Origin of the sequence: Cytobacillus solani (assembly GCF_006704205.1) — a bacterium.
Classification (GTDB): Bacteria; Bacillota; Bacilli; order Bacillales; family Cytobacillaceae; genus Cytobacillus; species Cytobacillus solani.
On the sequence record NZ_CP041305.1, the window covers coordinates 299,082 to 323,394 of the forward strand.

Annotated in this window: 23 protein-coding genes, 1 tRNA gene and 1 pseudogene; 7 read left to right on the plus strand and 18 right to left on the minus strand. The window is 38.1% G+C overall.

Annotation, left to right across the window (positions count from 1 at the left end; translation table 11 throughout):
* Positions 1 to 29 precede the first annotated feature (29 nt).
* Positions 30 to 1,418, minus strand: coding sequence for an L-cystine transporter (locus FI644_RS01530; protein WP_056683364.1), 1,389 nt, complete (start codon positions 1,416 to 1,418; stop codon positions 30 to 32).
* 314 nt (positions 1,419 to 1,732) lie between these two features.
* Here FI644_RS01530 and FI644_RS01535 point away from each other — a divergent pair, with 314 nt between their 5' ends.
* Positions 1,733 to 1,918: a hypothetical protein gene (locus FI644_RS01535; protein WP_053475064.1), complete on the plus strand. Its 186-nt coding sequence runs from the start codon at positions 1,733 to 1,735 to the stop codon at positions 1,916 to 1,918.
* 61 nt (positions 1,919 to 1,979) lie between these two features.
* On the opposite strand, the gene proC is transcribed toward FI644_RS01535, so the two are convergent.
* The 5 genes from proC to FI644_RS01560 all read right to left on the minus strand — a co-directional run bounded on the left by proC (position 1,980) and on the right by FI644_RS01560 (position 7,154).
* Positions 1,980 to 2,798 (minus strand): pyrroline-5-carboxylate reductase, encoded by an 819-nt coding sequence (proC, locus tag FI644_RS01540; RefSeq protein ID WP_053475063.1) that lies wholly within the window; start codon positions 2,796 to 2,798, stop codon positions 1,980 to 1,982.
* A gap of 38 nt (positions 2,799 to 2,836) precedes the next feature.
* Positions 2,837 to 3,448 carry an NUDIX hydrolase gene (locus FI644_RS01545; RefSeq protein ID WP_053477476.1) on the minus strand — a complete coding sequence of 204 codons (612 nt, stop codon included), beginning with the start codon at positions 3,446 to 3,448 and terminating at the stop codon, positions 2,837 to 2,839.
* 104 nt (positions 3,449 to 3,552) lie between these two features.
* Positions 3,553 to 4,503 (minus strand): MBL fold metallo-hydrolase, encoded by a 951-nt coding sequence (locus FI644_RS01550; protein ID WP_142107900.1) that lies wholly within the window; start codon positions 4,501 to 4,503, stop codon positions 3,553 to 3,555.
* Positions 4,504 to 4,787: 284 nt separating this feature from the next.
* Positions 4,788 to 5,420: an arylformamidase gene (gene kynB / locus FI644_RS01555; RefSeq protein ID WP_142107901.1), complete on the minus strand. Its 633-nt coding sequence runs from the start codon at positions 5,418 to 5,420 to the stop codon at positions 4,788 to 4,790.
* Positions 5,421 to 5,537: 117 nt separating this feature from the next.
* Positions 5,538 to 7,154 carry an ABC1 kinase family protein gene (locus FI644_RS01560; RefSeq protein WP_142107902.1) on the minus strand — a complete coding sequence of 539 codons (1,617 nt, stop codon included), beginning with the start codon at positions 7,152 to 7,154 and terminating at the stop codon, positions 5,538 to 5,540.
* Positions 7,155 to 7,382: 228 nt separating this feature from the next.
* Here FI644_RS01560 and FI644_RS01565 point away from each other — a divergent pair, with 228 nt between their 5' ends.
* A complete protein-coding gene (locus tag FI644_RS01565) occupies positions 7,383 to 7,799 on the plus strand; it encodes a hypothetical protein (RefSeq protein WP_053475060.1) in 417 nt (138 codons plus the stop codon).
* Positions 7,800 to 7,837: 38 nt separating this feature from the next.
* On the plus strand, positions 7,838 to 8,227 hold the full coding sequence (locus FI644_RS01570) for a RidA family protein (protein WP_142107903.1): 390 nt from the start codon (positions 7,838 to 7,840) through the stop codon (positions 8,225 to 8,227).
* 163 nt (positions 8,228 to 8,390) lie between these two features.
* Here the strand turns inward: FI644_RS01570 and FI644_RS01575 are convergent.
* The 3 genes and pseudogenes from FI644_RS01575 to FI644_RS26165 all read right to left on the minus strand — a co-directional run.
* Positions 8,391 to 8,540: pseudogene (locus tag FI644_RS01575) on the minus strand (sporulation protein YhbH); the annotation flags it as partial.
* An 86-nt stretch (positions 8,541 to 8,626) separates the two neighbouring features.
* A complete protein-coding gene (locus FI644_RS01580; RefSeq protein ID WP_053475058.1) occupies positions 8,627 to 9,094 on the minus strand; it encodes a hypothetical protein in 468 nt (155 codons plus the stop codon).
* A 127-nt stretch (positions 9,095 to 9,221) separates the two neighbouring features.
* Entirely contained in the window at positions 9,222 to 9,380 is a 159-nt protein-coding gene (locus FI644_RS26165; RefSeq protein ID WP_181758160.1) for a hypothetical protein, read from the minus strand.
* 528 nt (positions 9,381 to 9,908) lie between these two features.
* Here FI644_RS26165 and FI644_RS01585 point away from each other — a divergent pair.
* Both FI644_RS01585 and FI644_RS01590 read left to right on the plus strand, forming a co-directional pair.
* Positions 9,909 to 10,235, plus strand: a complete 327-nt coding sequence (locus tag FI644_RS01585; RefSeq protein WP_053475056.1) for a hypothetical protein — start codon at positions 9,909 to 9,911, stop codon at positions 10,233 to 10,235.
* Between the two features lie 53 nt (positions 10,236 to 10,288).
* Positions 10,289 to 10,642 (plus strand): hypothetical protein, encoded by a 354-nt coding sequence (locus FI644_RS01590; protein ID WP_142107904.1) that lies wholly within the window; start codon positions 10,289 to 10,291, stop codon positions 10,640 to 10,642.
* Between the two features lie 323 nt (positions 10,643 to 10,965).
* On the opposite strand, the gene FI644_RS01595 is transcribed toward FI644_RS01590, so the two are convergent.
* The 6 genes from FI644_RS01595 to queG all read right to left on the minus strand — a co-directional run bounded on the left by FI644_RS01595 (position 10,966) and on the right by queG (position 19,053).
* Entirely contained in the window at positions 10,966 to 11,145 is a 180-nt protein-coding gene (locus FI644_RS01595; RefSeq protein ID WP_142107905.1) for a hypothetical protein, read from the minus strand.
* Positions 11,146 to 11,613: 468 nt separating this feature from the next.
* Entirely contained in the window at positions 11,614 to 12,783 is a 1,170-nt protein-coding gene (yhbH, locus tag FI644_RS01600; protein WP_053475053.1) for a sporulation protein YhbH, read from the minus strand.
* 1,010 nt (positions 12,784 to 13,793) lie between these two features.
* Entirely contained in the window at positions 13,794 to 15,689 is a 1,896-nt protein-coding gene (locus FI644_RS01605) for a PrkA family serine protein kinase (RefSeq protein WP_142107906.1), read from the minus strand.
* A gap of 612 nt (positions 15,690 to 16,301) precedes the next feature.
* Positions 16,302 to 16,775, minus strand: a complete 474-nt coding sequence (gene trmL / locus FI644_RS01610; protein ID WP_142107907.1) for a tRNA (uridine(34)/cytosine(34)/5-carboxymethylaminomethyluridine(34)-2'-O)-methyltransferase TrmL — start codon at positions 16,773 to 16,775, stop codon at positions 16,302 to 16,304.
* 58 nt (positions 16,776 to 16,833) lie between these two features.
* Positions 16,834 to 17,712 (minus strand): amidase domain-containing protein, encoded by an 879-nt coding sequence (locus tag FI644_RS01615; RefSeq protein ID WP_142107908.1) that lies wholly within the window; start codon positions 17,710 to 17,712, stop codon positions 16,834 to 16,836.
* 195 nt (positions 17,713 to 17,907) lie between these two features.
* Positions 17,908 to 19,053, minus strand: coding sequence for a tRNA epoxyqueuosine(34) reductase QueG (gene queG / locus FI644_RS01620; RefSeq protein ID WP_056683358.1), 1,146 nt, complete (start codon positions 19,051 to 19,053; stop codon positions 17,908 to 17,910).
* Between the two features lie 98 nt (positions 19,054 to 19,151).
* On the opposite strand from queG, the gene FI644_RS01625 reads away from it, so the two are divergent.
* On the plus strand, positions 19,152 to 19,820 hold the full coding sequence (locus tag FI644_RS01625; protein ID WP_142107909.1) for a B3/B4 domain-containing protein: 669 nt from the start codon (positions 19,152 to 19,154) through the stop codon (positions 19,818 to 19,820).
* 82 nt (positions 19,821 to 19,902) lie between these two features.
* Here FI644_RS01625 and FI644_RS01630 read toward each other — a convergent pair.
* Positions 19,903 to 19,976: transfer RNA gene (locus FI644_RS01630), tRNA-Gly, on the minus strand.
* Positions 19,977 to 20,159: 183 nt separating this feature from the next.
* Here FI644_RS01630 and FI644_RS01635 point away from each other — a divergent pair.
* On the plus strand, positions 20,160 to 21,359 hold the full coding sequence (locus FI644_RS01635) for an iron-containing alcohol dehydrogenase (protein WP_142107910.1): 1,200 nt from the start codon (positions 20,160 to 20,162) through the stop codon (positions 21,357 to 21,359).
* Positions 21,360 to 21,997: 638 nt separating this feature from the next.
* Here FI644_RS01635 and nagE read toward each other — a convergent pair.
* Together nagE and FI644_RS27275 are read right to left on the minus strand one after the other, a co-directional pair.
* On the minus strand, positions 21,998 to 23,446 hold the full coding sequence (gene nagE / locus FI644_RS01640; protein ID WP_142107911.1) for an N-acetylglucosamine-specific PTS transporter subunit IIBC: 1,449 nt from the start codon (positions 23,444 to 23,446) through the stop codon (positions 21,998 to 22,000).
* Between the two features lie 186 nt (positions 23,447 to 23,632).
* The gene (locus tag FI644_RS27275; RefSeq protein ID WP_369692290.1) at positions 23,633 to 24,091 is read right to left on the minus strand and encodes a PTS glucose transporter subunit IIA; all 459 of its coding nucleotides are present in this window, start codon (positions 24,089 to 24,091) and stop codon (positions 23,633 to 23,635) included.
* Between the last annotated feature and the right edge of the window lie 222 nt (positions 24,092 to 24,313).

The window sequence follows — 24,313 nt, forward strand, 5'->3', positions numbered from 1 at the left end:
AGGTTCAAAAGACCTGCCGATTTTTCTCTTTATGCTTCTGCTTCAATCTTCTCATTCATATCATTGTACACACTGCTATCTATCTCTCCAGTTATCCTGCTTGTTAGGATCCCTGACGCCATGGATCCACTGACATTCACTGCTGTACGCCCCATGTCAATCAGCGGCTCAATCGAAATGAGTAATCCTGCTAAAGCAACTGGCAGATTTAATGCGGATAACACTAATATTGCTGCAAAGGTAGCACCTCCGCCAACACCAGCCACACCAAATGAACTGACAGCAACAATGGCAATGACAGTGATGATGAAGGATGGCGTTAAGGGATTAACTCCTACTGTTGGAGCAATCATCACAGCCAGCATAGCTGGATAGATGCCTGCACAGCCGTTCTGTCCAATCGATAACCCGAACGAACCAGAAAAGTTTGCTATTCCCTCTGGCACCCCAAGTGACTTTTGTGTCTTAATATTTAACGGAAGAGCACCGGCACTTGTACGAGATGTAAAAGCAAAGGTTAAAACAGGAAAAGCCTTTTTCATATATGTGACGGGATTAAGTCCAGCAAATGTAAGCAGTAATAAATGGATTAAGAACATGACAGCTAGTGCAACATAAGATGCGACCACAAATTTCCCCAGTTTCAGTATTGAATCCACATCACTCACCGCAACCGTTCTTGTCATAATTGCCAATACTCCATATGGGGTTAAGCGCAAAATAAGAATGACGACTCGCATAACTACTGCATGGATAGTGTCCACTATTTTCGCGAAAAACTCCGCTTGCTCTGCTGATTTCCTCCTAACCCCGAGGTAAGCGATTCCTAAGAAAGCTGCAAATATGACGACTGCTATCGTAGATGTTGGACGCTGACCTGTAAAATCGAGAAAAGGATTGGCTGGAATTAAATCAAGAATTTGCTGTGGAAAAGTTCTCCCTTCTATACTTTGAAAGCTTTGTTCAAGCTGCTCTCCCCTTGCTGACTCTGCCTCACCTTGTGTAATTTCAACAGCTTCCAGATCGAACCCAACTGCTGCAGCAATACCTACAGCAGCTGCTATCGCGGTTGTGCCAACGAGCAGACCGAGAATAAGTGAACTAATCTTCCCCACATTATTACTTAATTTCATTTTTGTAAAAGCAGCTAGAATGGAGATAAAAACGAGCGGCATAACAATCATCTGCAGAAACTTTACATAGCCCCCGCCAACTAAATGAATCCACCCTGCAGATTCGGACACGATTTCAGACGCTGGTCCGTAAGCAAACTGTAAACCAAACCCAAATATGATTCCTAATCCTAACGCAGTAAAAACACGCTTAGAAAAAGAAATATGCTTCTTCTGCATGTAGAATAAACCGATAAGAAGAATGATCAAGATGGCAATATTCAATAAGACGAACCATGTTGTCACCATAAACCCCCTTAAAAATTTTTAATAGGTTGTTTAAATTGTGTATCCACATCAATCTAGTAGGAATTATCCCGCCTCTATCCCTCCCTCCTAGCAGGTTTATAGGATATATGCGTTTTTTTAAAAGATTATTCCACATATTATCATGCAAATTAATTGACCATTACTGACCATCTGAGTATGATGAAAGAGAGAAGAATTTGTTGATAAAAAATCTTTGTTTAGACTTTTTTTCATCTCATGTTTATTTTACAATTAAAAGGATATATTCTTTATAGGATTCCTTTACTAATTTTGGATGGGATGGTGTTAAGATGGCAGAAAATAAAAAAGACAAGAACGTAAAAAAGGACTTAAACATTGGCGCGAATGTTTCATTAAACGGCCTTGTAACTGCTGTTTTTGACAACATGGTCCACGTCCAAATAGGTGCTAAAATTGTTACTGTGCATATAAAGGATTTATATGCTGGACTGAACCATTCATTAATAAAAAATTAGCACATCAAATTGATATTTAATAATACAGGAGGAGCAGTAATCACTGCTCCTCCTGTTTGTTCTATCGTTCGTTTTTTTGAGAGAGAGAATTTGTTTTTGCCGTACAGCTTTCCATTGCCGACAAAATAGCAGACCTGAATCCCTTATTCTCAAGCTCCGCTACGGCTTCAATTGTAGCTCCTCCCGGTGTACAAACCTCATCCTTTAACTCTCCAGGATGCTTCGCTGACTCTAGGACCATTTTTGCCGCTCCGAGAACTGCTTGGGCAGCTAAATGATAAGATTGTTCTCTTGGTAATCCATTCTTTACTCCCCCATCGGCTAATGCCTCGATAAACATGTAAACATATGCCGGAGAGGATCCGCTAATTGCTGGTATGGCATTCATTAATTTTTCCTCAATCACTTCAATCTTTCCAAAGCTTGAAAAAACGTGAATAATGTTCTCTAACTCATCCTTCGTTACAAAGTCATTTGCACAAATAGCACTCATCCCTTCTCCAACTAAGGAAGGGGTATTTGGCATGGAGCGGACCGCTTTTATCGGCTGATTAAAGGATTCCTCTAGAAAATCCAAGCTTATCCCTGCTGCAATCGTAATGATGATCGTATCTTTCTTTATCGAATGCTTTATTTCTTCGATTATTTGAGCATGTAGATTCGGCTTTATCGCCAAAAATAAAATATCTGCTTGCTCAGCAACGAGCATATTATTTGCAGTTACTTGAATTTGAAATTTTTCTGATGCTTGATCGATTGTCTCCTGTGACCTTGCACTAGCTACGATTTGTTCTGGCTGAACGGTATTTGATTGAAGCATGCCGCCAATCATTGCCTGCGCCATTTTGCCGCATCCGATAAACCCAATTTTTCTTTTCAAAAAAAAGCACTTCCTCATTTTAAAGGTGTTAGGACAGTTTAAATGATCTCAGTAAAATGCTTGAGGATGCGAGCCGTCAGTCCCCATATCACTTTATCTTCATAGTAATAAAAGCACTCGTCCATCTTTCTTGTCTGCCAATTATAATTCTCTCCTCCTGGAATTTGATTCAAAGGGAAATTCTTTTCTGGCATTACTTTATATTCGACCTGAAAAATCTCAGGCTTATGTTCCTTTAGAAAGGATAGCGGAACAGTAAAAATACTGTCAACTTCACTTGGATTGGGTCGAATATCCTCTGGCTGTTCGATAAAACCGGCAAATGGGTAAATAATTGTACCAAAGGGAGAAATCATGTAGTCAAGCGGAACGATATTAACAATGCTTTTTCCACTGATTCCGAGCTCTTCTGATGTTTCGCGAACAGCAGTACTCTGCTCATTTTCATCAGATGGATCCATTCGTCCGCCAGGAAAACAGACCTCACCCGGCTGCCTTCTTAGCATACTAGACCGCACTTCAAATAAAACATGCAATTCATTTTCACTTTGAATGAGAGGCAATAATACGGAGTATTTGGAAAATCCTTCACTTCCTAGAATACCCGGTTTCCGGTTCTCAAGCCTTTGGATTATTTCTTGAACGTTCAACTTCTCACCCCATGTCATTAACACTTTTTTCCCATTATAATACGGATAGGGCTGAAAAACGAAATAAACAGGCCAGACAATTGACTCATCTGGCCGCCTATATCTTATTTGGTTTGTTTTTTTGCTAAATAATCGATGATTCCCATCGATCCAACACTTAAATCAAGCTTTATGATCTCAGTCATTTCTTGATCTAATGTGAACTCCTTTTCGGTTAAAAATGAGCTGACTTTAACAAATAACTCTTGAAATAGTCCTTCACTTTTCGTTTCAATAGAATCATCTTGTTTTTCTTTCCACACTTTTTCGCCAGTCTCCATAAATATTGGGAGCCATTTGTATATTTGCTCATACACATGAGAAGGATTTGTTGTCATTCCATAATGGGCAAAATAAATTCGTTCAACATCAAGTGCCTTTATTTTTTCGAGTGAATCGAGCATGGCATTAGGATCAAACTGATTTGGAGATGTAGATGGGAGATATAGTTCAAGTCCTTTCACAAATAGCTGTGGATAGAATACTCCGATTGTATCACCGGTAAAAATCCCATTGCTCATTGAATCATGGATTGAAAAGTGATGCTTCGCATGTCCTGGTGTATCAATAAATGTAAGTATACGATTTTCTCCGATTTGGAGCGTATCCCCATCTTCTTTAACAACTAACCGATTGTCTGGCACAGGCAAAATAGGGTCGAATAGTTCATCAAACTTCTCGCCATAAACAGCTCTTGCTCCGAGAATTAATTTTGATGGATCAGCTAGATGCCGCATTCCCCGTGGATGAACAATGACCTTTGCATTTGGACAGCTTTCAAGTAATAATCCAACCCCGCCTGCATGGTCCAGATGGATATGAGTAACAATAATATTTTTTATTTCTTTTGGATCAATGCCTAATCTCTTAAACCCCTCTAATAAAAATGGAATGGACGGACTTGCACAAGTCTCAACAATCGTTAACTCCTCTGCATGCAGGACGTAACAGCCTGTCCTTCTTTCTTTGCCTAAATCCATTGCATCTATGATTGATATTCCTCTGCCTAAATCCATTGGAAAGCCACCTTTCTAAAAACTTTTCTACTTTTATTTGTGAAATATCAGGTAATTTTGCAAATATCCTGCTTTTTTTTGCAAATACTCAGGGATTTTTGCAATTATCCTGTTTTTTTTGCAAATACTCAGGGATTTTTGCAATTATCCTGTTTTTTTTGCAAATACTTAGGGATTTTTGCAATTATCCTGTTTTTTTTGCAAATACTCAGGGATTTTTGCAATTATCCTGTTTTTTTTGCAAGTACTCAGGGATTTTTGCAATTATCCTGTTTTTTTACAAATTACTCATCCTCTATCTTTCTTAATACTGCTCGTACAGGGCTTCCATCGGCTTCAGAGAGAGGTAAAGGAAGAGCCGCTAGCTCATAGTTTCCCGGAGCGATTTCGTCCAGAACAAGCCCTTCTAAAATATGCACTCCATGACGGGTAAGCTCATGATGGGCAGGCAATTCCTTACTATCCAGCTTATCGACAGATGGAAGGTCAAGACCAAGCAGCTTTACGCCTTTTTCTGCTAAATAGGAAGCCACTTTTGGCTCAATATGTGGAATACTTTCAGGAAAGACTGACCGATTCTTCCATGCACCTGTATAAATTAGTAGACGAGTCACATTGGATAAATGATGAGCGCGCAAATCCTCGACACGAATGCAGTCCCTATCCGTAAGATGGATGACTTTTGCAGGACCGATATATAAATTTATATCCAAGTCTATCACGCGTTTTCCTTCATTATCGAAATGAAACGGTGCATCAATATGTGTACCTGTATGTGCACTCATTGTTAATTGGCCTACATTTACTGACCCGCTTTCCTCCTTGCTCCAGCTGACCTGAAACGAAAAAGGCGTATCACCTGGCCAAACAGGAATGTTATTATGTAAAGGCTGTGAAACATCAATCCATTTATTCATTTTACTCTCCTCCACCTATTCCTTATTATAAAATATATTGCACCAGTTTACATGCGGATCTATCTATCAAGAATTTCAGCAAATTCGACAGTATCGTCATCCTTCACATGACTTTATTTATCTTCGCTTTTCGTGCATATATTTCATCCATTTCCTGAGCTTCCAGCTCGTAATTATATAACCTGTAATTGCCAGAAAAGTTAAACCTAGTGATAGCTTTATAAGTACTGTATTTGAAAGAGAAATTCCTATTCCACTGCCTGCTAATCCTAGCAATAGCAATTGAAAGGACTGCTTTTTCCGATTTTCAAAGATTGCAAATTGGAATTGTCTTCTTTGTTCCGTTTCCTTTAATTGCTCCATTTTTTGCGGTGTCTTTAAGAACTCATTAACAGAATGAAAGATTTTGAATACTGGCTGTGACTGGATTACCTGCCATATAAACGACCATTTATTCCCTTGTCCTTTTAGCCATTCAATAAAAACTGGCTTACCCAAATCTATAATTTCTTCATCTGGTGCGAGATTAATTACAATCCCTTCAATTGTGATAAAAGAACGGCCAAGAAAAACAAATCGGGTTGGAACCTGAATGGGAAGTGCTTGAATCATATCATTCAATTCCATCTTTAAGGCAAAAAGGTCCATTTCTTTTAATTGAGATGGCTGGAAAGACATCCATTCAGCTAATAATTTTTCAATCGTTCTTGTATCCGCCTCGGGAAGCAAAAATCCTAAATGGGATAAGCATTCAACAGCCTTCATATAATTTTTTGCAAGGAAACATTCAATTAACCCTTGAAAGGCGGCCGCATCATTCTTTGAAATTTCTCCTGCCATTCCGAAATCAAGTAAAATGATTCTCCCATCCTTAGAAACCAGGACGTTTCCCTGATGCGGGTCTGCATGAAAGATTCCAGGCTCAAGCCATTGCGGCAGAAAAACCTTGATGAGCCGCTGAGCCATTTCCTTACGTGATATAGGTAACTGTTCAATCGCCTGATGGTCTGTTAATCTAATTCCTTCAATCCACTCCATTACCAGCACCTTCGACGTGCAAAGCTCTGAATAAACAGAAGGAATTTGAACGATATCACTTTCCTTAAATTTTTCTCTAAAATAAAGAAGTGTCTCCTTTTCCTTAGAAAAATCAAGCTCTCGTCCGATTACATGTTTCAGCTCTGAAAACAAAACTTTAAGATTAATAAATCCCTTTGGGAGGGGAACTAAGTAATTTGCTAACCAAATAACCATTCTCAATGTTCGAAAATCTGTTTGGACAATAGATTGAATATGTGGCCGCTGCACTTTAATAGCTACCTCTGCTCCATTAAGCAGCGTAGCTTTATACACTTCTCCAATAGAGGCGGATGCGATCGCCTCTCTCTCAATTGAATGCAGCTTTTCCGAAATTTTGCTGTCCCACTCCATTTCAAGAATCTCTTGAATATGACTCCATTCAGAAGGAGGAACCTTGTCTGTGAGATCTTCTATTTCACTAATGAATGCTTGTGGCAAAAGATCGGCTCGGGTACTAATGATTTGGCCGATTTTTATTAGCAAGCCTTCGAGTTCAAAAAGCGTCTTCCTCACTCTTTTACCGATAGCCCCCCACAGTTTCTCCCATTCAGCTTCTGGCTTTTTAGTTATCTTATACCAGTAAATCTGAACAAAAATGCCGAAGAACAAGGATAACACCTTAAACATCCGGTTCATTTTATTATTTTTTGCCATGTAGAAACCTCTCTCTTCTCTTGAACTGCTTCTATTGTACAGTTCAACAAACAGACACTGTACTCCTTCTAAGAAACTGAACTTATCACGATTAAGCCATTTAGAAACCTTTTTGATCATACTTAAAAGCAATGGAAATCACTAATGTTGTAATGTTATCCCTTAAGTAGTCCTCCATATTCGAGTTTAGCAAAACATGATAAAATATTCTTAAAAAGGTGATAGGTAATGAGATTTTATATTGCATCAAGCTTTAAAAATAGCACTTTAGTTAAGGAACTTTCACAGAAGCTAATCAACTATAATTATGAACATTCCTATGATTGGACGAAAAACCAGCGAGCAAACTCAATTGAAGATTTATCTACCATTGGCACGAAGGAAAAGGAGGCAATCATCGACTCTGATTTTATTGTCATTTTGTTACCTGCCGGAAAAGGCAGTCATATCGAATTAGGAATTGCACTTGGACTTGAAAAAAGAATTTATTTATATTCTCCTAATCAGGAGATCTATCATTTTGATCAAACGACCACCTTTTATCATGTAGAGGGTGTAGATAAATTTGTTGGGACCCTTGAAAATTTCACTAATTATTTAATTCAAAAAGAAAATAATTATCGGCTTCAATTTTTAAAGGTATAAATCATTTCAAAATAAATTAGACAAAAGGAATGGATCATATGAAAAACTCACGTAATCCTGAATCGATTCATGCGCCTGTTGCCCCTTATGTACATCAAATTGAAATAACAGGGCCATGTAAGTGGCTTACACTATCTGGACAATTAGGTATGAACCAAGATGGCACTGTTCCAGAAAGCCCTATTGAACAAATGAAAATATCCTTAGAGAATATTAGAAAAAACCTTGAAGCAGCGAACATGGAGATTAAAGACCTCACTAAGTTAGTATTTTATTTGGTTGGAGAATTCGAAGCGGCTGAAAGAAGAAAAGTGATTAGTGACTTTTTAGGGGATCATCTTCCATGTACAACAATGATTTATGTAGTTGCCCTTGCTGCCCCAGCATTTAAAATTGAAATTGATGCTTGGGCTTGTAAAGAGATGTAACAACTAGAAAATTGTCTTTGCACGAGTAGGATAACTTCGGGAAGCATAAACAACCTAGTTGATTAAAAAAGCCGACTCTAAAATTTGTTTTCAGAATTTTGGAGTCGGTATATTTTGAAATAATGACGTTTTCAGAGTCCCCGCCTATAAAAAATCAGCCCATTCATGCATACATTTTATCCCCTTGTTCCTTCTTGAAGAAACTCTTCATCGCATGGAATACATCCACTTTTTGCTTCAAAATATAGTACCGGAAATCTTCATGCTTAATATTTTTGTATGCTGTCATGAGGGTGGAGTGGCGGTTGTATTGCTTTGACGGTACATCATATATACATTATCAAACAGAAGTTATCAGCCTTACATAAAATAAATATTAATTTATTTCTCCCTTAAAATTTAAAGCATCTCCATTTTATTAATTCTTTCTATAGGAATACGAATTACTGATGAGATTTTATTAATCTCATTATTACTATCAACATGGCGACATTGTTTTAAAATATAATAACCTTTTTGTTCACCAATGAAGTAAGCTTCAATATCGTAATTTTCATCATTCAAGTAAAAAAGATATTTTTTTAGATCATGTAATAACGCAAAAGTCAAATAGTATCCTGACATTAAAAATAGGATAGCTGTATTAATGATAAAAAATAGATAATTAACCATGCTAGAACCAAAGAAAAAGAAAAGCAGTGCAGGTACTATTGAAAAAATTGATAATACCGCCAATGCATTCCTTTGGTTCTTTTTATAAATTGTTTTATTAGGAGTATATTCATTGTTAAATTTGTATAATTCCTGTCTTGTTAATTGACATTTTTGAGAATCATTGTTCATTTTTAAGAGTTTGAATCTTTTCATCTTAAAACTTCTTCTATAATTTGCATGCCCCTATAATGTTTGTACTAATCTCTATCTAATTTCCTTATCTCGTCTGCTTTGTCTGATAGCCTGTTAAAGTAGGCAGCTATTTCGTGTAAGTAATCCATTATTTTTCAATTACCATTTCTATAATGTTACTAATCTTCACACTCAATCGATCCAATATCTTAACCTGTTCATCTTTCTCAATTTCAGCTCCTTGATCTTCAGCTGAAAGTTTGATTTCCTCTACATACCAATTCAGAAAAGAATGCAGCATATTCATTTCTTTTTCATCAATGCTGAATTCATAGAATCCCTTCTCTTCCTCTTCTAAATCGCTTCCTAAGCGTTCTTTAATATCATCATAGACCTTTACTTTTCTTTCCCCTCAGAACGTCTATAGTTCGATTTAAAGCCCTATTTAATGTTGTGTTTCATGATGTTCATGTGCAGCACTAACGTCCCTTTTTGTTGATTCATCATGATAACCATCCTTTTTCAATGGTCCCCATGTCTTAAATTCTACCTAGTATAGTTTGTTTTTTAATCTTGCCTCATGGAGCCCTATCTCTTTGGGGCTTTTTTTGTCCTCCTTCCGCCAGGGAATGATTTGTATTTCTATATTATTAAACAATCCCATCCGGAAGTGCCAACATAAAATTTTACAGAAAACAACAAATAATACTGCCATTAATATTTGCAGCGGACAAAAGAAGGCTTTAAAAAGGGGCTAAAACACTTGGTAATATGTCCATACACTGTGTGTATATATGAATAGATTGTAATTAAGAAAGCGAAGGGAGGAATCTAAATGAGCAGAAGAAGGTATGACAATAATGGAAACCAAAGTTACTTTAGAGGGTCTTCTAGAAATAGAAGAAACAATGGTAGGACAGATGTGAATGTTGAAAGCGATATCGATTTCAGAAACGATATTGATAACAGAGCCGATGCTGATGCTGATGCAGATGTTCGAAATGTCGACAGGAACACTAATATATCTCGTTCTATAGTAAGTAATTCTGGGAATTCCTGTGTGGATATTCGTTTAAATAGCAGGAGTAATGCACGCGTTAGAGCTGATCAAGATCAGGAAAATGATCAAGAACAGAATACTGATGTTGATGTAGACTTTTAAGAGGTGGTGGGATATATTATATCCCACCTTTAAACAAAGGGGTGAAAAAAATAGTGAAAAAAAACAATGATATTTTTGTGAATGAAGACAGGTTAAAAGCATATGGGTTTACTAAAGAAAGAAAAACAATTAAAAATAATAATGATAATGATAATGATAATATAAATTCTATAGGAAATAGCGGAAATTCAGATATTGATATGAATTTGGAAGTATATATTGATAACTCAGCTATAGGCTTTGCTATTTTATGTTCTCTTCTTGCTACTGGGCAAATGAATGAAAGTGAATTTCAAAAATCCGTTAAAAAATTAGAAGAATTAACGAACAAAAAGATGAGTAATTTTTCTGGGTATGATATAAACAATCCTTCTAATGTAAGACTATATAATCCAAAAAGATATTAGAGCAGTATATTAAACTACGCTGCTCTAATTTACATATTGGGCCCTTTATGTACACCACCCTTTTTTCAAAAAAAGGCTCTATATGAGCCTCTTTGGTATTTAATTACTTTTTCAGAAAATGATCTAATCTAATTTCGGGTTGTATTCCAACTAGTTACTTTATTAAATACACAGAAATGTTATAAGTTAGATTTATGTTTGATTTCTCAAACCTAATATTTGTAAAATAAACTTCTAATATTATCTAGCTATATATAAAGAACCTATTTTTCAAATTCAGAAAATAGGTTCTTTATGGTTAATTTTCCGAATATATGTGTTATTTAGCTTATCTGATTCCAAATTCTGTCTATATTTAATGGAACATATACTGTATCTCCATGTATCTGCCTATGTATGATTGGGTTTCTAAATAGGTGTTCCATACTATCAACTCCTTTTTTATGCCTTGCTCTAGGACTTACTCCATAAAAATTGTATAAGCCTTCTTCAGATAATCTCATATCTCATTCTCCTTATTTGAAAATAACATTTAATAATATATCCAAATTAGTGAGAAAGATTATTCTAAAATTTATGGATTAAATTGAAAATTATAAAGGAAGTTGCATCGCAAAAAATAAACGTACTTTTGTATATCAATACCTGTATAATCTTCCAATGAGTATCGCAAGAGCAGCAAACAATATATTCTGATTGTTGCTACTTTCTTATTTTCAAATATTGCCTAATACATAATAAAAGCCATAATGAATCATTAGACCTTACAAACAACTCATTTTCTTCACTGTGAGAGCGACTTGTACTCCATAATTCCTGACCGTTGTACTGGACTTCCAACCTAATGGTTTTTACAAGTAAAAAAACAATTTAACATTAAAAGGGGGCTCAATTGTTATTCTAATTGAACCCCTAATTATAATTTACTATCCCAAAAACGAACCGATCGCTAAAATATGCAACCTTTTTATTTATAACTTAACAGTTTCCTTTTCTTTTTTAAAAAACGTCTTCATCGCATGAAACACATCCACTTTTTGTTTTAAAATATAGTATCGGAAATCTTCGTTTTTGATGTTTTTGTATGCTGTCATGAGGGTCGAGTGGCGGTTGTATTGGTTTACCTCCCCATATCCAAACATATTCGATACCTTCATCAGCTCCTCAACAAGCTTTACACAGCGTGCATTGTCTGATGTTAAGTTGTCACCGTCTGAAAAATGGAAGGGGTAAATATTATATTTTTGAGGATTGTATTTTCCATCAATAAGCTCGAGGGATTTTCGATAGGCAGATGAACATATGGTACCTCCACTTTCTCCCTTTGAAAAGAAATCTTCCTCTGATACAACTTTTGCTTCCGTATGGTGAGCAATAAACTCGATTTCGACCGTTTCATATTTTGTTCTTAAAAATCTGGTCATCCAGAAGAAGAAGCTTCTAGCCATATATTTTTCCCAAATTCCCATCGAGCCGCTCGTATCCATCATCGCTAACACAACAGCCTTTGAGTCTGGCTTTTTCACTTCGTTCCACGTTTTAAATTTTAAATCTTCTTGATAAATAGGATGGAAACTTGGCTTTCCTGTCATTGCATTTCGCTTAAATGCGGTCATCATCGTCCGCTTTTTATCGATATTTCCCATTAAACCTGTTTTTCGTATATCATTAAATTCAATGTTTTCAACAAGATTCTCAGCTTGCTCTTTTCGCTTTAAATTAGGAAGCTCCAGCTGCTTAAATAACGCTTCTTCAATCTCCATTAAAGATACTTCCGCTTCAAAGTAATCTTCTCCAGGCTGATCGCCTGCACCTTGCCCTTTTCCAGGTCCCTTCTGGCTTGCTGATCCGTCGCGCGCCACGACATCACCAATTTGACTGTCTCCATCTCCTTGGCCAACATGCTTGTTTTTATCATAATTATAGCGAATTTTATATTCGTCCAATGAACGAATCGGGATTTTTACTACTTCTCGACCATTCGACATCACTATACTCTCTTCTGTGATTAGGTCTGGTAAATTATTTCGAATTGCATCCTGTACTTTTTCCTGATGGCGCTGCTGGTCATCATGGCCTTTGCGATGGAGGGACCAATCTTCTTGTGAAATTACAAACTGATGATTATTAGCATCGGTCATTTCTTTTGCCCTCCTTATATTAAATTCTTTCGCACACATTGAACTATTCAACATACAATATCGAGAGTGTCATACTGCAATCATCCATAACTTCCTAAATCCCGTTTGCCAACTTCAATCTCTTCCAACAAAACTAACAAACTCTGGACAACTCTAGTCCATTTAGTGTTTATTACTCTATCCTATGCAAGAGGTCGAAATAATTTACACATAATTTCGATAATGGGGCAATCATATTTATTCCAAGGACAAGCTAAATGAAAAACGAATTCGGATAATACAAGCTGGAATTTGGATACGGATGTGTGTCGAATTTTTGACCACTTCGGACTGGTTCAGCTGAATTTTTGGTGTTGTTGTCCGAACTCGCAATCACTTCGGACTTGCTCAACTGAATTTTGGGTGTGGTTGTCCGAACTCGCTGCTTCTTCGGACTTCTTCAACTGAATTTTGAGTGTGGTTGTCTGAACCCACTACCACTTCGGACTTCTTCAGCCGAATTTTGAGTGTAGTTGTCCGAACTTGCTACCACTTCGGACTTCTTCAACTGGATTTTGATTGTTGTTGTCCAAACTTGCGACTTCTTCGGACTGATTCAGGTGGAATTTGAAGGCCGTTGTCCGAACTCGCTACTTCTTCAGACTACTTCAACTAGATTTTGACTTATGGTTGTCCGAACTCACTACCATAACCCCATAATCCACAAAAAAGTCTTCCTAAATTAAGAAGACTTCTTTAAGTTTTATTCCTTTTTTATCTATAATCACTTTATATTTCCAATTCCCTCTTGTAACACTTTAATCTGTCATCTTTTAGGTGCTCATTGAAAATTTTAATTACTCGATCATCTTCATTCCAATAAATATGATAAAAAAGAAAACAAATGGAAGATTGAAGACTATGCAGATGGAAGTTTTTTCTAAGGGAATCCAATGAGATTAGAAAATATGAAATAAGTTAAGGACAGTCTAAGTGACTGTCCTTTATCTATTCTTATAGAACCGCAACATTCATCGATTCAGCAAGCTTCCTACATAGCGCAGCAATTCATTGGCAGAGGTTGAATTATAGCCATGCTCATCAATTAACCGGGCGACCACTTCATTGACCTTCTTCAGCTGCTGTTCATCTGGTGTCTTCGTTGACGTTGTAATTTTGACAACATCCTTCAAGTCAGCAAATAATTTCTTTTGAATTGCTTCACGAAGCCGGTCATGGGAATTATAATCAAACCTTTTTCCTTTGCGGGCATAAGCAGAAATGCGGATTAGTATTTCTTCGCGGAATGCTTTTTTTGCATTTTCAGAGATGCCAATTTGCTCCTCAATCGAACGCATCAGCTTTTCATCTGGATTGATTTCTTCACCTGTTAACTGGTCGCGCAGCTTCGACTTATTGCAATAGGCTTCAACATTATCTAGGTAATTGTCCATTAACGTCTTCGCTGATTCTTCATAGGAATAGACAAAAGCCTTCTGAACTTCTTTCTTCGCAATATCATCGTATTCCTTACGTGCAAGTGAAATAAAGTTTAAATAGCGTTCCTTCAGTTCTGGCGTAATCGATGGATGCTGATCCAGCCCTTCCTTCAAGGATCGTAAAACATCCAGTGCATTGATCGATGATATTTCTTTTCTAATGATCGTTGAAGAAATCCGGTTGATGACATAACGAGGATCAATCCCGCTCATTCCTTCATCCGCATATTCCTTCTTTAATTCCTCTACATCTGCGCGATTATAGCCCTCCACATTTTCCCCATCATAAAGGCGCATTTTCTTTATTAAATCGATATCACCTTTTTTCGGTTCCTTCAAACGGGTTAATATCGTAAACATCGCGGCAACTCTTAACGTATGAGGAGCAATATGAACATCTGCTACATCGCTTTCACGGATCATTTTGTCATAAATTTTCTCTTCCTGTGTAACCTTTAAATTATATGGAATCGGCATGACAATAATCCGGGAATGCAAGGCCTCATTTTTCTTATTTGAAATAAAGGAACGATATTCGGTTTCATTCGTATGCGCCACAATCAATTCATCCGCAGAAATGAGGGCAAATCTTCCCGCTTTAAAATTTCCTTCCTGGGTTAAGGATAATAAATGCCAAAGGAATTTCTCATCACATTTAAGCATTTCCTGGAATTCCATCATACCACGGTTTGCTTTATTTAATTCTCCATCAAAGCGGTATGCACGCGGATCGGACTCCGATCCATATTCAGCAATGGTTGAAAAGTCAATACTCCCTGTTAGATCTGCAATATCCTGTGACTTCGGATCAGATGGACTGAACGTCCCGATTCCTACCCTGCGATCCTCTGAAAAAATGATTCTTTCTACTAGGACGTCCTCTATCCGGCCCCCATATTCCTGCTCAAGCCGCATACTATTCAATGGTGATAAATTCCCTTCAATTCGAATTCCATATTCATCATAGAAATCCTTACGGAGATGATGAGGAATTAAATGAAGCGGATCTTCATGCATCGGGCAACCTTTTATCGCATAAACCGCGCCTTTCTCGTGATGAGAGTAAGCCTCCAGCCCTCTCTTTAACATGGTAACTAAAGTAGATTTCCCTCCACTGACAGGTCCCATTAATAAAAGAATTCGTTTCCGGACATCCAGCCTTTTAGCAGCCGGATGAAAATATTCCTCTACAAGTCTTTCCAGCGCTTCCTCAAGACCAAATAGCTGATTGCTAAAAAATTGATATCGTTTCTGCCCTTTTACGTCTTCTACACCGGCATCTTTAATCATATTATAAACCCGGGAATGTGCGGACTGGGCAACCCATGGCTTTTCTTTAACAATTTCTAAATACTCTCCAAAAGTCCCTTCCCATTTCAGCTTTTCCTCTTCATGGCGATACATCTCAATTTTTTTTAGAATATCCATAAGGACCTCCCCCTGTCGCATGATCGCAAGACGTTAATATACTGTATGCGGCTGGACAAATGAACATGCTAATCTATGCCCTGTTTCAGTTGTCCTTTTTATAGGTAAAATCTGGTCATCTTTATTAATGAAGAAACGAATGGGATGATAAAGGGGAAATATGTCAATAATAGACATGTATTCTATGATGACTAAGTAAAGAAGTGTAGAAAAATCTCCACACATTTCATTCACAGTTTCTTGTAAATGGGCTATAATGGATTTGTTATTTATGCTTGACTATTATAAAGGGGGATACATAGTAATGAAGCTTATTCTCATTATCGGTGTTATGGTTGCATTTTTAACAGCTATTTTAACATCTGGGTACGAAGACAAGCCAGGGTCTGGTGTAGAGAAATAAGAAATGCAGAAGCACCTTAATCACCCACGACAAGCTCAAGACGAGCTTTACGGAAAGGTGTCCTTTACCTTTTTGGGAAGCTTGGCTTGTGACCTAAAACGCGACGTCCTGTCGCATTGTCGACACTCGTACGTCCTGTACGTCGGGGGTAGGTGCTGGAGCTAGACAAATAATAAGAAAAGCTGCTGTGGGTTACAGCAGCTTTTTTCTTATTTTAAATGGATATAATCCTGCTGGCGCAATGCTTCGTAAATAAGAATGGCTGCCGTGTTGGATAGATTTAAGGAGCGAACATTTCCGTTCATTGGAATCCGCAATGCTCGATCTTTATTGGATTCAATAACATCCTTTGGCAATCCAGTTGTTTCTTTGCCAAAGATAAAATAATAATCCTTTTCCTTGTTACTGTAATCAAAAGTAGAATGCGGCTGATGACCGAATTTCGTTAAATAGAAAAATTCACCGCCCTCATTTTTCTCGTAAAATTCATCTAGTGAATCATAATAAACAATGTTTACAAATTGCCAGTAATCCAAGCCAGCACGCTTTAACATTTTGTCATCTGTGGAGAACCCAAGCGGACGAATTAAATGTAATACCGTATCTGTTGCCGCACAAGTACGAGCAATATTTCCAGTATTCGCTGGAATTTCTGGTTGATATAATACTATATGCAATGCCACGATTTTCACCTCTAAATTCATGCTATCTATGTTATTATAGCACTGTTTTCTTCACGAATCATTCATCGTCCACTATCGAAAAAAACTTATATTTTATATTCGGAGTATATGCTGTTGAATCCTCATACGCCCAGTACCGCATCCGGCTATTTGTCGTATGAGCGTTCACATAGGGCATGCCATACGCATCCTTTGCCGTTACGATTGTTGTATGGTCAAAACGTCCATCTCCTTGAAAATCATAGCAAATCACATCCCCTAACAGCAATTCTTCCGGAGAAGAGACTTCTTTGGCCCTTAATCCCACTTTTGAACCCGGCAAATGCCAGCGAAATGAATTCGCGACCGTCCAGCTATAACTCCAATTATTACTTCTCATCCACCAGCCCTGCGAACGATTCGGGTATCCCCGCATGGGCGCTCCTCCAGCATGCAGGCATTGAGAAATATAATTGGTACAATCCACTTCAAATGATTTATATGCAGGATTATAGCTATTCCACCATCTTTCAGCATATTGGACCGCTTTCAACCGATCATACTGATAGGAAATTCTTGCAAGCGAAGCCTCTTCCTCGTCCATTGGTTCATCATCAGCTACTAACTCTTCATAAGGATTGATCTCTTTATCTTCAACTAATATGCCTTTATAAAATTCTGCTGTTCTAGTCTCGATTTCCTCTTCTATATGAAATAAGCTTTTTTGCTTGATCAAATATTTAAAATGGACATGATATTGAACTGTACGAACATCCTCTTTTTCTTCGCCTAGTGTAACAATCGTCCCGATTGCATGAGCTTTAATAATTTCACCTGAACGACTCCCCAATCCTGCTTTTTTCTGCTCAATTTTTTGACAAGAATGGATCGTGCTTCCTGTATTCGAAACACATTGTTGAACCCTTTTCTCCAAATGTGCTTGAAGCTGTTCTCTCACTGCCCAACACTCCTTTCACTATTATAGATATGAAAGAAGTCTCGATTTCACCTCATAAAAAATAAGGAAGCCCAAGGGGCATTCCTCATTTTAAATTAATTAGATTTGAAAAGTCTCCATGATTACCCTGTGCTTCGTTTATGGGTAATGAGGGAAAACATTTAACTCGTTTGATTCCGTGGTTCTCGTTTTTCGTTAAATGCGGGAATCATTTTTAAAAAACGCTAAACCTCGCTCGATTTCAACTAACACTTCTTCATCGCTTTCCGCTTCCCGTGCCTTTTCTAATGCCAATTTGGCTATTTCCCCGCCGATTTTCCCTAAAGCCCATGCGGCTGTTCCGCGAATCACTGCGCGAGAGTCCTTCATCATCACTTCAATTAATTCTTCCACAGAAGTTTCATCTTTAAAATGTGCTAGAGCGATTATAGCATTTCGCTGAATCGGCTTTTTCCCTCTCCAAGAACCAGCAAGCGGGCCAAATTTTTCTTTAAATTCCCGATTGCTTATTTGCAGAATTGGTTTTAAAAGCGGCTTAACAATTTCAGGATCAGGCTCCATTTCTTCATGAAAATGAAAGTTCTTTCCTTTGTTTTCAGGACAAGCTGTTTGGCAGGAGTCGCAGCCATACACCCGATTGCCAATTTTTTCGCGATATTGCTCCTCAATAAAGCCCTTTGTTTGTGTTAGAAAGGCAATACACTTCTGCGCGTTAATTTGTCCGCCTTGAACAAGCGCACCTGTCGGACATGCTTCTAGGCATTTATTACAAGTTCCGCATTGGTCCTCAATTGGCTGATCCGGTTCAAAAGGAATGGTCGTAATCATTTCTCCCAAATAAACATAGGAACCAAACTCCGGAGTGATAATGGAACAATTTTTCCCGCTCCAGCCGATGCCTGCACGCTCTGCAACAGCTCGATCCACCAGTTCGCCTGTATCCACCATTGACTTGCACTTGGCTTCAGGTACTCTTTCTATAATATAGGCTTCTAGCTTTTTCAGCCGATCACGTAAAATAAGATGATAATCCTCGCCCCAGGAGGCACGGCTAAAAATGCCTCTCCGCTCCCCTTTTTTACTCGTTACTCTTTCATTCATCTTAGATGGGTAGGCTAGGGCAATCGCAATAATTGAACGTGGGCTATCCATCAGCAATGCAGGGTTTACTCTCTTTTCAATATCCTTCTCCTCAAAACCTGATTGGTATTGGAGCTCCTGCTGACGAATTAATCGATTTCTCAATTCATCGAAGGTGCTTGCCGTCGTAAATCCGATTTTATCTATACCAATTGTCTTGCTATATTCTATAATCTCTTTTTTAAACTGCGAAAAGTCCATAAGCTTCTCTCTTTTCTACATATATATTAATGAAAGTATGTTAAAAGGCATCGACTATTATGATAAACTATTTTTAACTATTTTTGGAGGTGGAAAGGTTGGAAATTCATATTTCACCAGAGCTTTGTACACTTTTCCCAGTATTTAAAGTTGGTGTGATTCGTTATCAGAATATACGAGTAGGTGATTCTCCGCAAATGGTCAAAGGACGCCTGCAATTATTTCAGGAATCGATTTTTTTCGATTTAGAAGAGAAGAATGTAACGGATTTAGACGGGATTAAAGAATGGCGGCAGATTGTTACAGCCTGCGGGAAGGATCCGAACCGTTATCGTCATTCTGCTGAAGCTCTGTATAGAAGAGTGAAGAAGCAGGATTATTTAAAGCCAGTTAACAGTTCAACTGATATTAATAATTTCTTCTCCTTACAATATCAAATCCCAATTGGCATCTATGATGCAGATCAACTAAACGGCACGGTTGAAATTAGAAAGGGGTCTGAAGGCGAAGAATACATAGGGTTAAATGGACGAGTGAACTCTCTGCAGAATTTAATTTTGAGTGCAGATGAAAAAGGGCCATTTGGCAGTCCATTCGTTGATTCGGAAAGAACATGTGTAACGGAAAAAACGAAGAATGCTGTGCAAATTGTTTATTTGCGCCCTTCAATGAGCAGTGATGAAGCTTCTAGAATGGTGGAGTCATTAATGAATATGTTTATTCAAGTTCATGGCGGGGATGGGAATTTTGAGATTATCGGGTGCTAATTCAGCATCCTTTTTTCTATTAAAATGGAAAAAACGCAGCACCTCGTTTTCTTCGAAACGAAACACTGCGTTGTGATATGTATGGAGCGGGTGAAGGGAATCGAACCCTCGACAACAGCTTGGAAGGCTGTGGTTTTACCACTAAACTACACCCGCAAAATATAGGTTATTATGTAAAAAATTCTGTCATTCAATCAACTTCTATATAATACTCCTGTTCTATGAGCTGGTCAAGAACTTTTGTGAAATTTGTCGAAAAAAAAGTTAATTGACAGCTAGAAGAAATTTCCCCTATTAAATGATATAGATAGAATATTTCGAATTAAATGGAGGGCGATTATGTTCAAATTATATTGCCGGGTTTATCAAGGCGCTTTCAGACTGGCATCAAACTTTATGCCCTGGCGTAAACCCGAACTAATAGAAGGCAAAAACAGCTTAAGCAAGGTGCCAAAGCTCCTTTTGGACAAGGGAATTGATCGTGTACTAATCGTTACTGACAAAGGGATTACCTCACTTGGACTTATCGATGGTTTACTAAAAGGGTTAGAGGATTCAGACATTGAATATGTTTTATATGATCAAACGATTCCTAATCCGACGATTGACAATATTGAAGAAGCACTCGAACAATACAAAGCAGCCAACTGTAAAGGAATGATTGCCTTTGGCGGTGGTTCACCAATGGACTGTGCCAAGGGTGTAGGTGCTCGTGTAGCCAGACCTGAAAAAAGCATTCCGCAAATGAAGGGCGAACTAAAGATAAGAAAAAAGATCCCTCTTCTCATAGCTGTTCCAACTACCGCCGGTACAGGAAGTGAAGCAACGGTTGTTGCCGTTGTATCAAATAGCCAAACCCATGAAAAATATGCAATCAATGATATGTCACTTATTCCGCACTATGCTGTCCTTGATCCTTTGCTTACTGTTCAGCTGCCACCGCATATTACTTCAACAACAGGTATTGACGCGTTAACACATACCATCGAGGCATACATCGGCAAAAGCAATACATCAGAGACAATAGCGTATAGTCAAGAGGCGGTAAAACTGATTTTCGATAACATCTATGAAGCTTATTCTAATGGGACAAATATAGAGGCACGAATCAATATGCAAAGAGCAGCGTATCTTGCAGGTATGGCATTTACGCGTGCATATGTAGGGTATGTCCATGCGATTGCACATACATTAGGCGGATTTTATGGAGTACCGCATGGACTGGCAAATGCCATTATTTTGCCTTATGTTCTCACTTACTATGGCAAGTCTGTACATAAACCATTAGCCGAATTAGCTGATATTGCCGGAATTGGCGGGTCTGCTGATTCAATTGAGCAGAAGGCAGCAATGTTTATTGAAGCAATAAAGGATTTAAATCAAAAAATGAACATTCCCTCTAAGGTAACCGGGATAATTGACAGCGACATTCCCTTAATGGTCGAGCGTGCATTTAAAGAAGCCAATCCACTTTACCCCGTTCCGCAAATTTTATCAAGAAAGGACCTGCTGGCTCTTTATCAAATGATTAAAGACTAAGGAAATCTACTACATTTTCTTGGCGACTATTTTGCAGAGATTAATAAGGTTAAGGTCGCCAATAGGGTCTATTGGCGACCTTTTTATTGAAAATAGTTGAGTTTCGGGTACCAATACGCCTTATTGGTGACCGTTTTTTCAAAAATAGTTGAGTTTCGGGTACCAATACGCCTTATTGGTGACTGTTTTTTCAAAAATAGTTGAGTTTCGGGTACCAATACGCCTTATTGGTGACTGTTTTTTCAAAAATAGTTGAGTTTCGGGTACCAATACTACTTATTGGCGACCGTTTAATCAAATATAGTTGAGTTTCGGGTACCAATACGCCTTATTGGTGACTGTTTTTTCAAAAATAGTAGAGGTTCTGGAACCAATACTACTTATTGGCGACCGTTTTATTAAATATAGTAGAGATTCTGGAACCAATATACCTTATTGGCGACCGTTTTATTAAATATAGTAGTGTTTCGGGAATCAATGCACCCTATTGGCGACCGTTTTAATAAAAATAGGAGAGTCTCAGGTACCAATACACCTTATTGGCGACCGTTTCTTTGAAATCTATCAAGTTCGGGAAACCAATCCAATTACACTCCTCCACTTTGAGCCAAAACTCACATATTATGAAATGACCAATCTTACTTTTTCCGAATCTTTTCCACTTCATCTGCAACAAACTGGACATTTGTTCCGATGATGACTTGGATGCTTTGTGGTCCGATCACATTGATGCCAGGTACACCTGTTGATTTAATTTTCTTTTGATCGACTTTATCAACCGTTTCTACCTCTACACGTAAACGAGTGGCGCAATAATCAACGGATACAACATTTTCATCTCCGCCTAGTCCTTCATAAATAGTTGCTGCCATTTCTGAAAATTTATTCGTTGAAGTATTTCCAACGCTGCCTTCTTCCTCGTCTTCCATATCATCCCCTCTGCCAGGTGTTTTTAAGTCGAATTTCACGATTAAGAAGCGGAATAAGAAATAGTAAACGAGAGCAAAGCCTAATCCCTGCACCACTAGCATTAATGGCATGTTGGCAATGGGAATGCGCAGGCTTAAAGCAAAATCAATAAATCCTGCACTAAATCCGAAGCCGGCCGTCCATTGGAAGGCTGCTGCAATAAATAAGGAAAGACCTGTTAATGCTGCGTGGACGACATAAAGAGCTGGTGCTAAGAACATGAAGACAAATTCAATCGGCTCGGTTACACCTGTGAAAAATGAAGCAAAGCCTGCTGCTAGCATTAAAGAAGCAACCATTTTCTTTTTCCCTGTTTTAGCCGTATGATACATCGCTAATGCTGCAGCTGGTAAGCCAAACATCATAATCGGGAAAAATCCAGCTTGATACATGCCCGTTACACCCTTCTCCCCAACGCTTGCCCAGAAGTTCCCGATATCATTGATGCCAACTGTATCAAACCAAAAGACTGCATTTAATGCATGATGCAAACCAGTTGGAATTAAGAGACGATTGAAGAATCCATATATTCCTGCACCAGCAGCTCCTAAACTGCTAATCGCTTCCCCAAAGGATACCAATCCGCTATAGACAACTGGCCAAATAAAGAATAAAGCAGCTGAGACTACAAGCATGGATACGGCAGACATGATTGGCACCAGCCGCTTCCCGCTAAAGAATGCCAAAAAGTCTGGCAGTTTTACATGGCTAAATCGATTGTACATCCATGCAGCAATAAGTCCGGAAAGAATACCTATAAATGCATTATCAATTTTCGCAAATGCTGCATTGACACTTTCGGGATCGATCCCTTGTAATAAGGCTACCGTATCCGTTGAAAGCATGGTTGTTACAACTAAGAATGAAATCAGTCCGCTTAGTGCTGCAGATCCATCCTTTTCCTTTGACATGCCAAGTGCAACCCCAACCGCAAAAAGAATCGGAATATGATCAAGGATCGAACCCCCTGCTTTAATTAAAAATGCTGCCAGTGCATTTCCAGATCCCCAGCCGTCGTGGTCAATCCAATACCCAATCCCCATCAGGATCGCAGCAGCTGGCAATACAGCTACCGGCAGCATGAGCGAGCGTCCGAGCCTTTGTAAAAACTTCTTCATATTAGACCCAACCCCTATTCATTATTTGATTAAATGATTACATGACCACTATTCACTTCATCCTAATTCCCTTCCTTTAGCGCACCCTATGAAGGATCATCCTCCTCCACAGCAATTTTCAAATGCCTTTTAATCAATTGCAACCATCTCCCTGATAATCATCGTTAGCGAATCGTCTGACGCAAATCACCTCCTTTCAGCTTCATCGTGTGCAAATGATGGCGATACATCCCACTTCATCGATGGGCATCTCACCCCCACACGATTCTTAACAAGAACACGGAACCCCTGCCCGTTTAACGAAAACTCTTTCAAACCAACATGAATAAATACCTCTGTTCTGGCATGCTTCGTTTCAGCCACAAGGATAATGGTCCCTTCGGAAGGAGCATGAATTCCTCCATCCTTTGGTAAAATAGCTATGCCTTCTTCCCTCATTTTCTTACTGAATACTGATCCAATGAAAGCACTTGGAGAATATTTCTCCAGCCAACATTTCTCGAAAAATTTTGATACAAATGGACTACTCCTTATTTCAAAGGAACCTAAAAAGGCATGGGGTAATAAAAGAGGGTTTGTCTCTTTATTTTTACCACCATGCCTGATCGAATCAGTAACATGTGACCCAATATGAATGTATAAGATTACTTATTTATATACATCCCCTTAACTCCTCATGCTTGTTTTCTTATTTTTCTGAAAATAAATCTATGATTATTAAAAATATTATCAAAGTATGATTATACTGGTATATAAAACAACAGGTACAAAAAGGTCTATAAAAATAAATTAGAGCATTAGCAAGTAAAAAAGACTTTTTCCATTGTAGATTTTACACCCACAAAACTACCAATATAGGATATAATT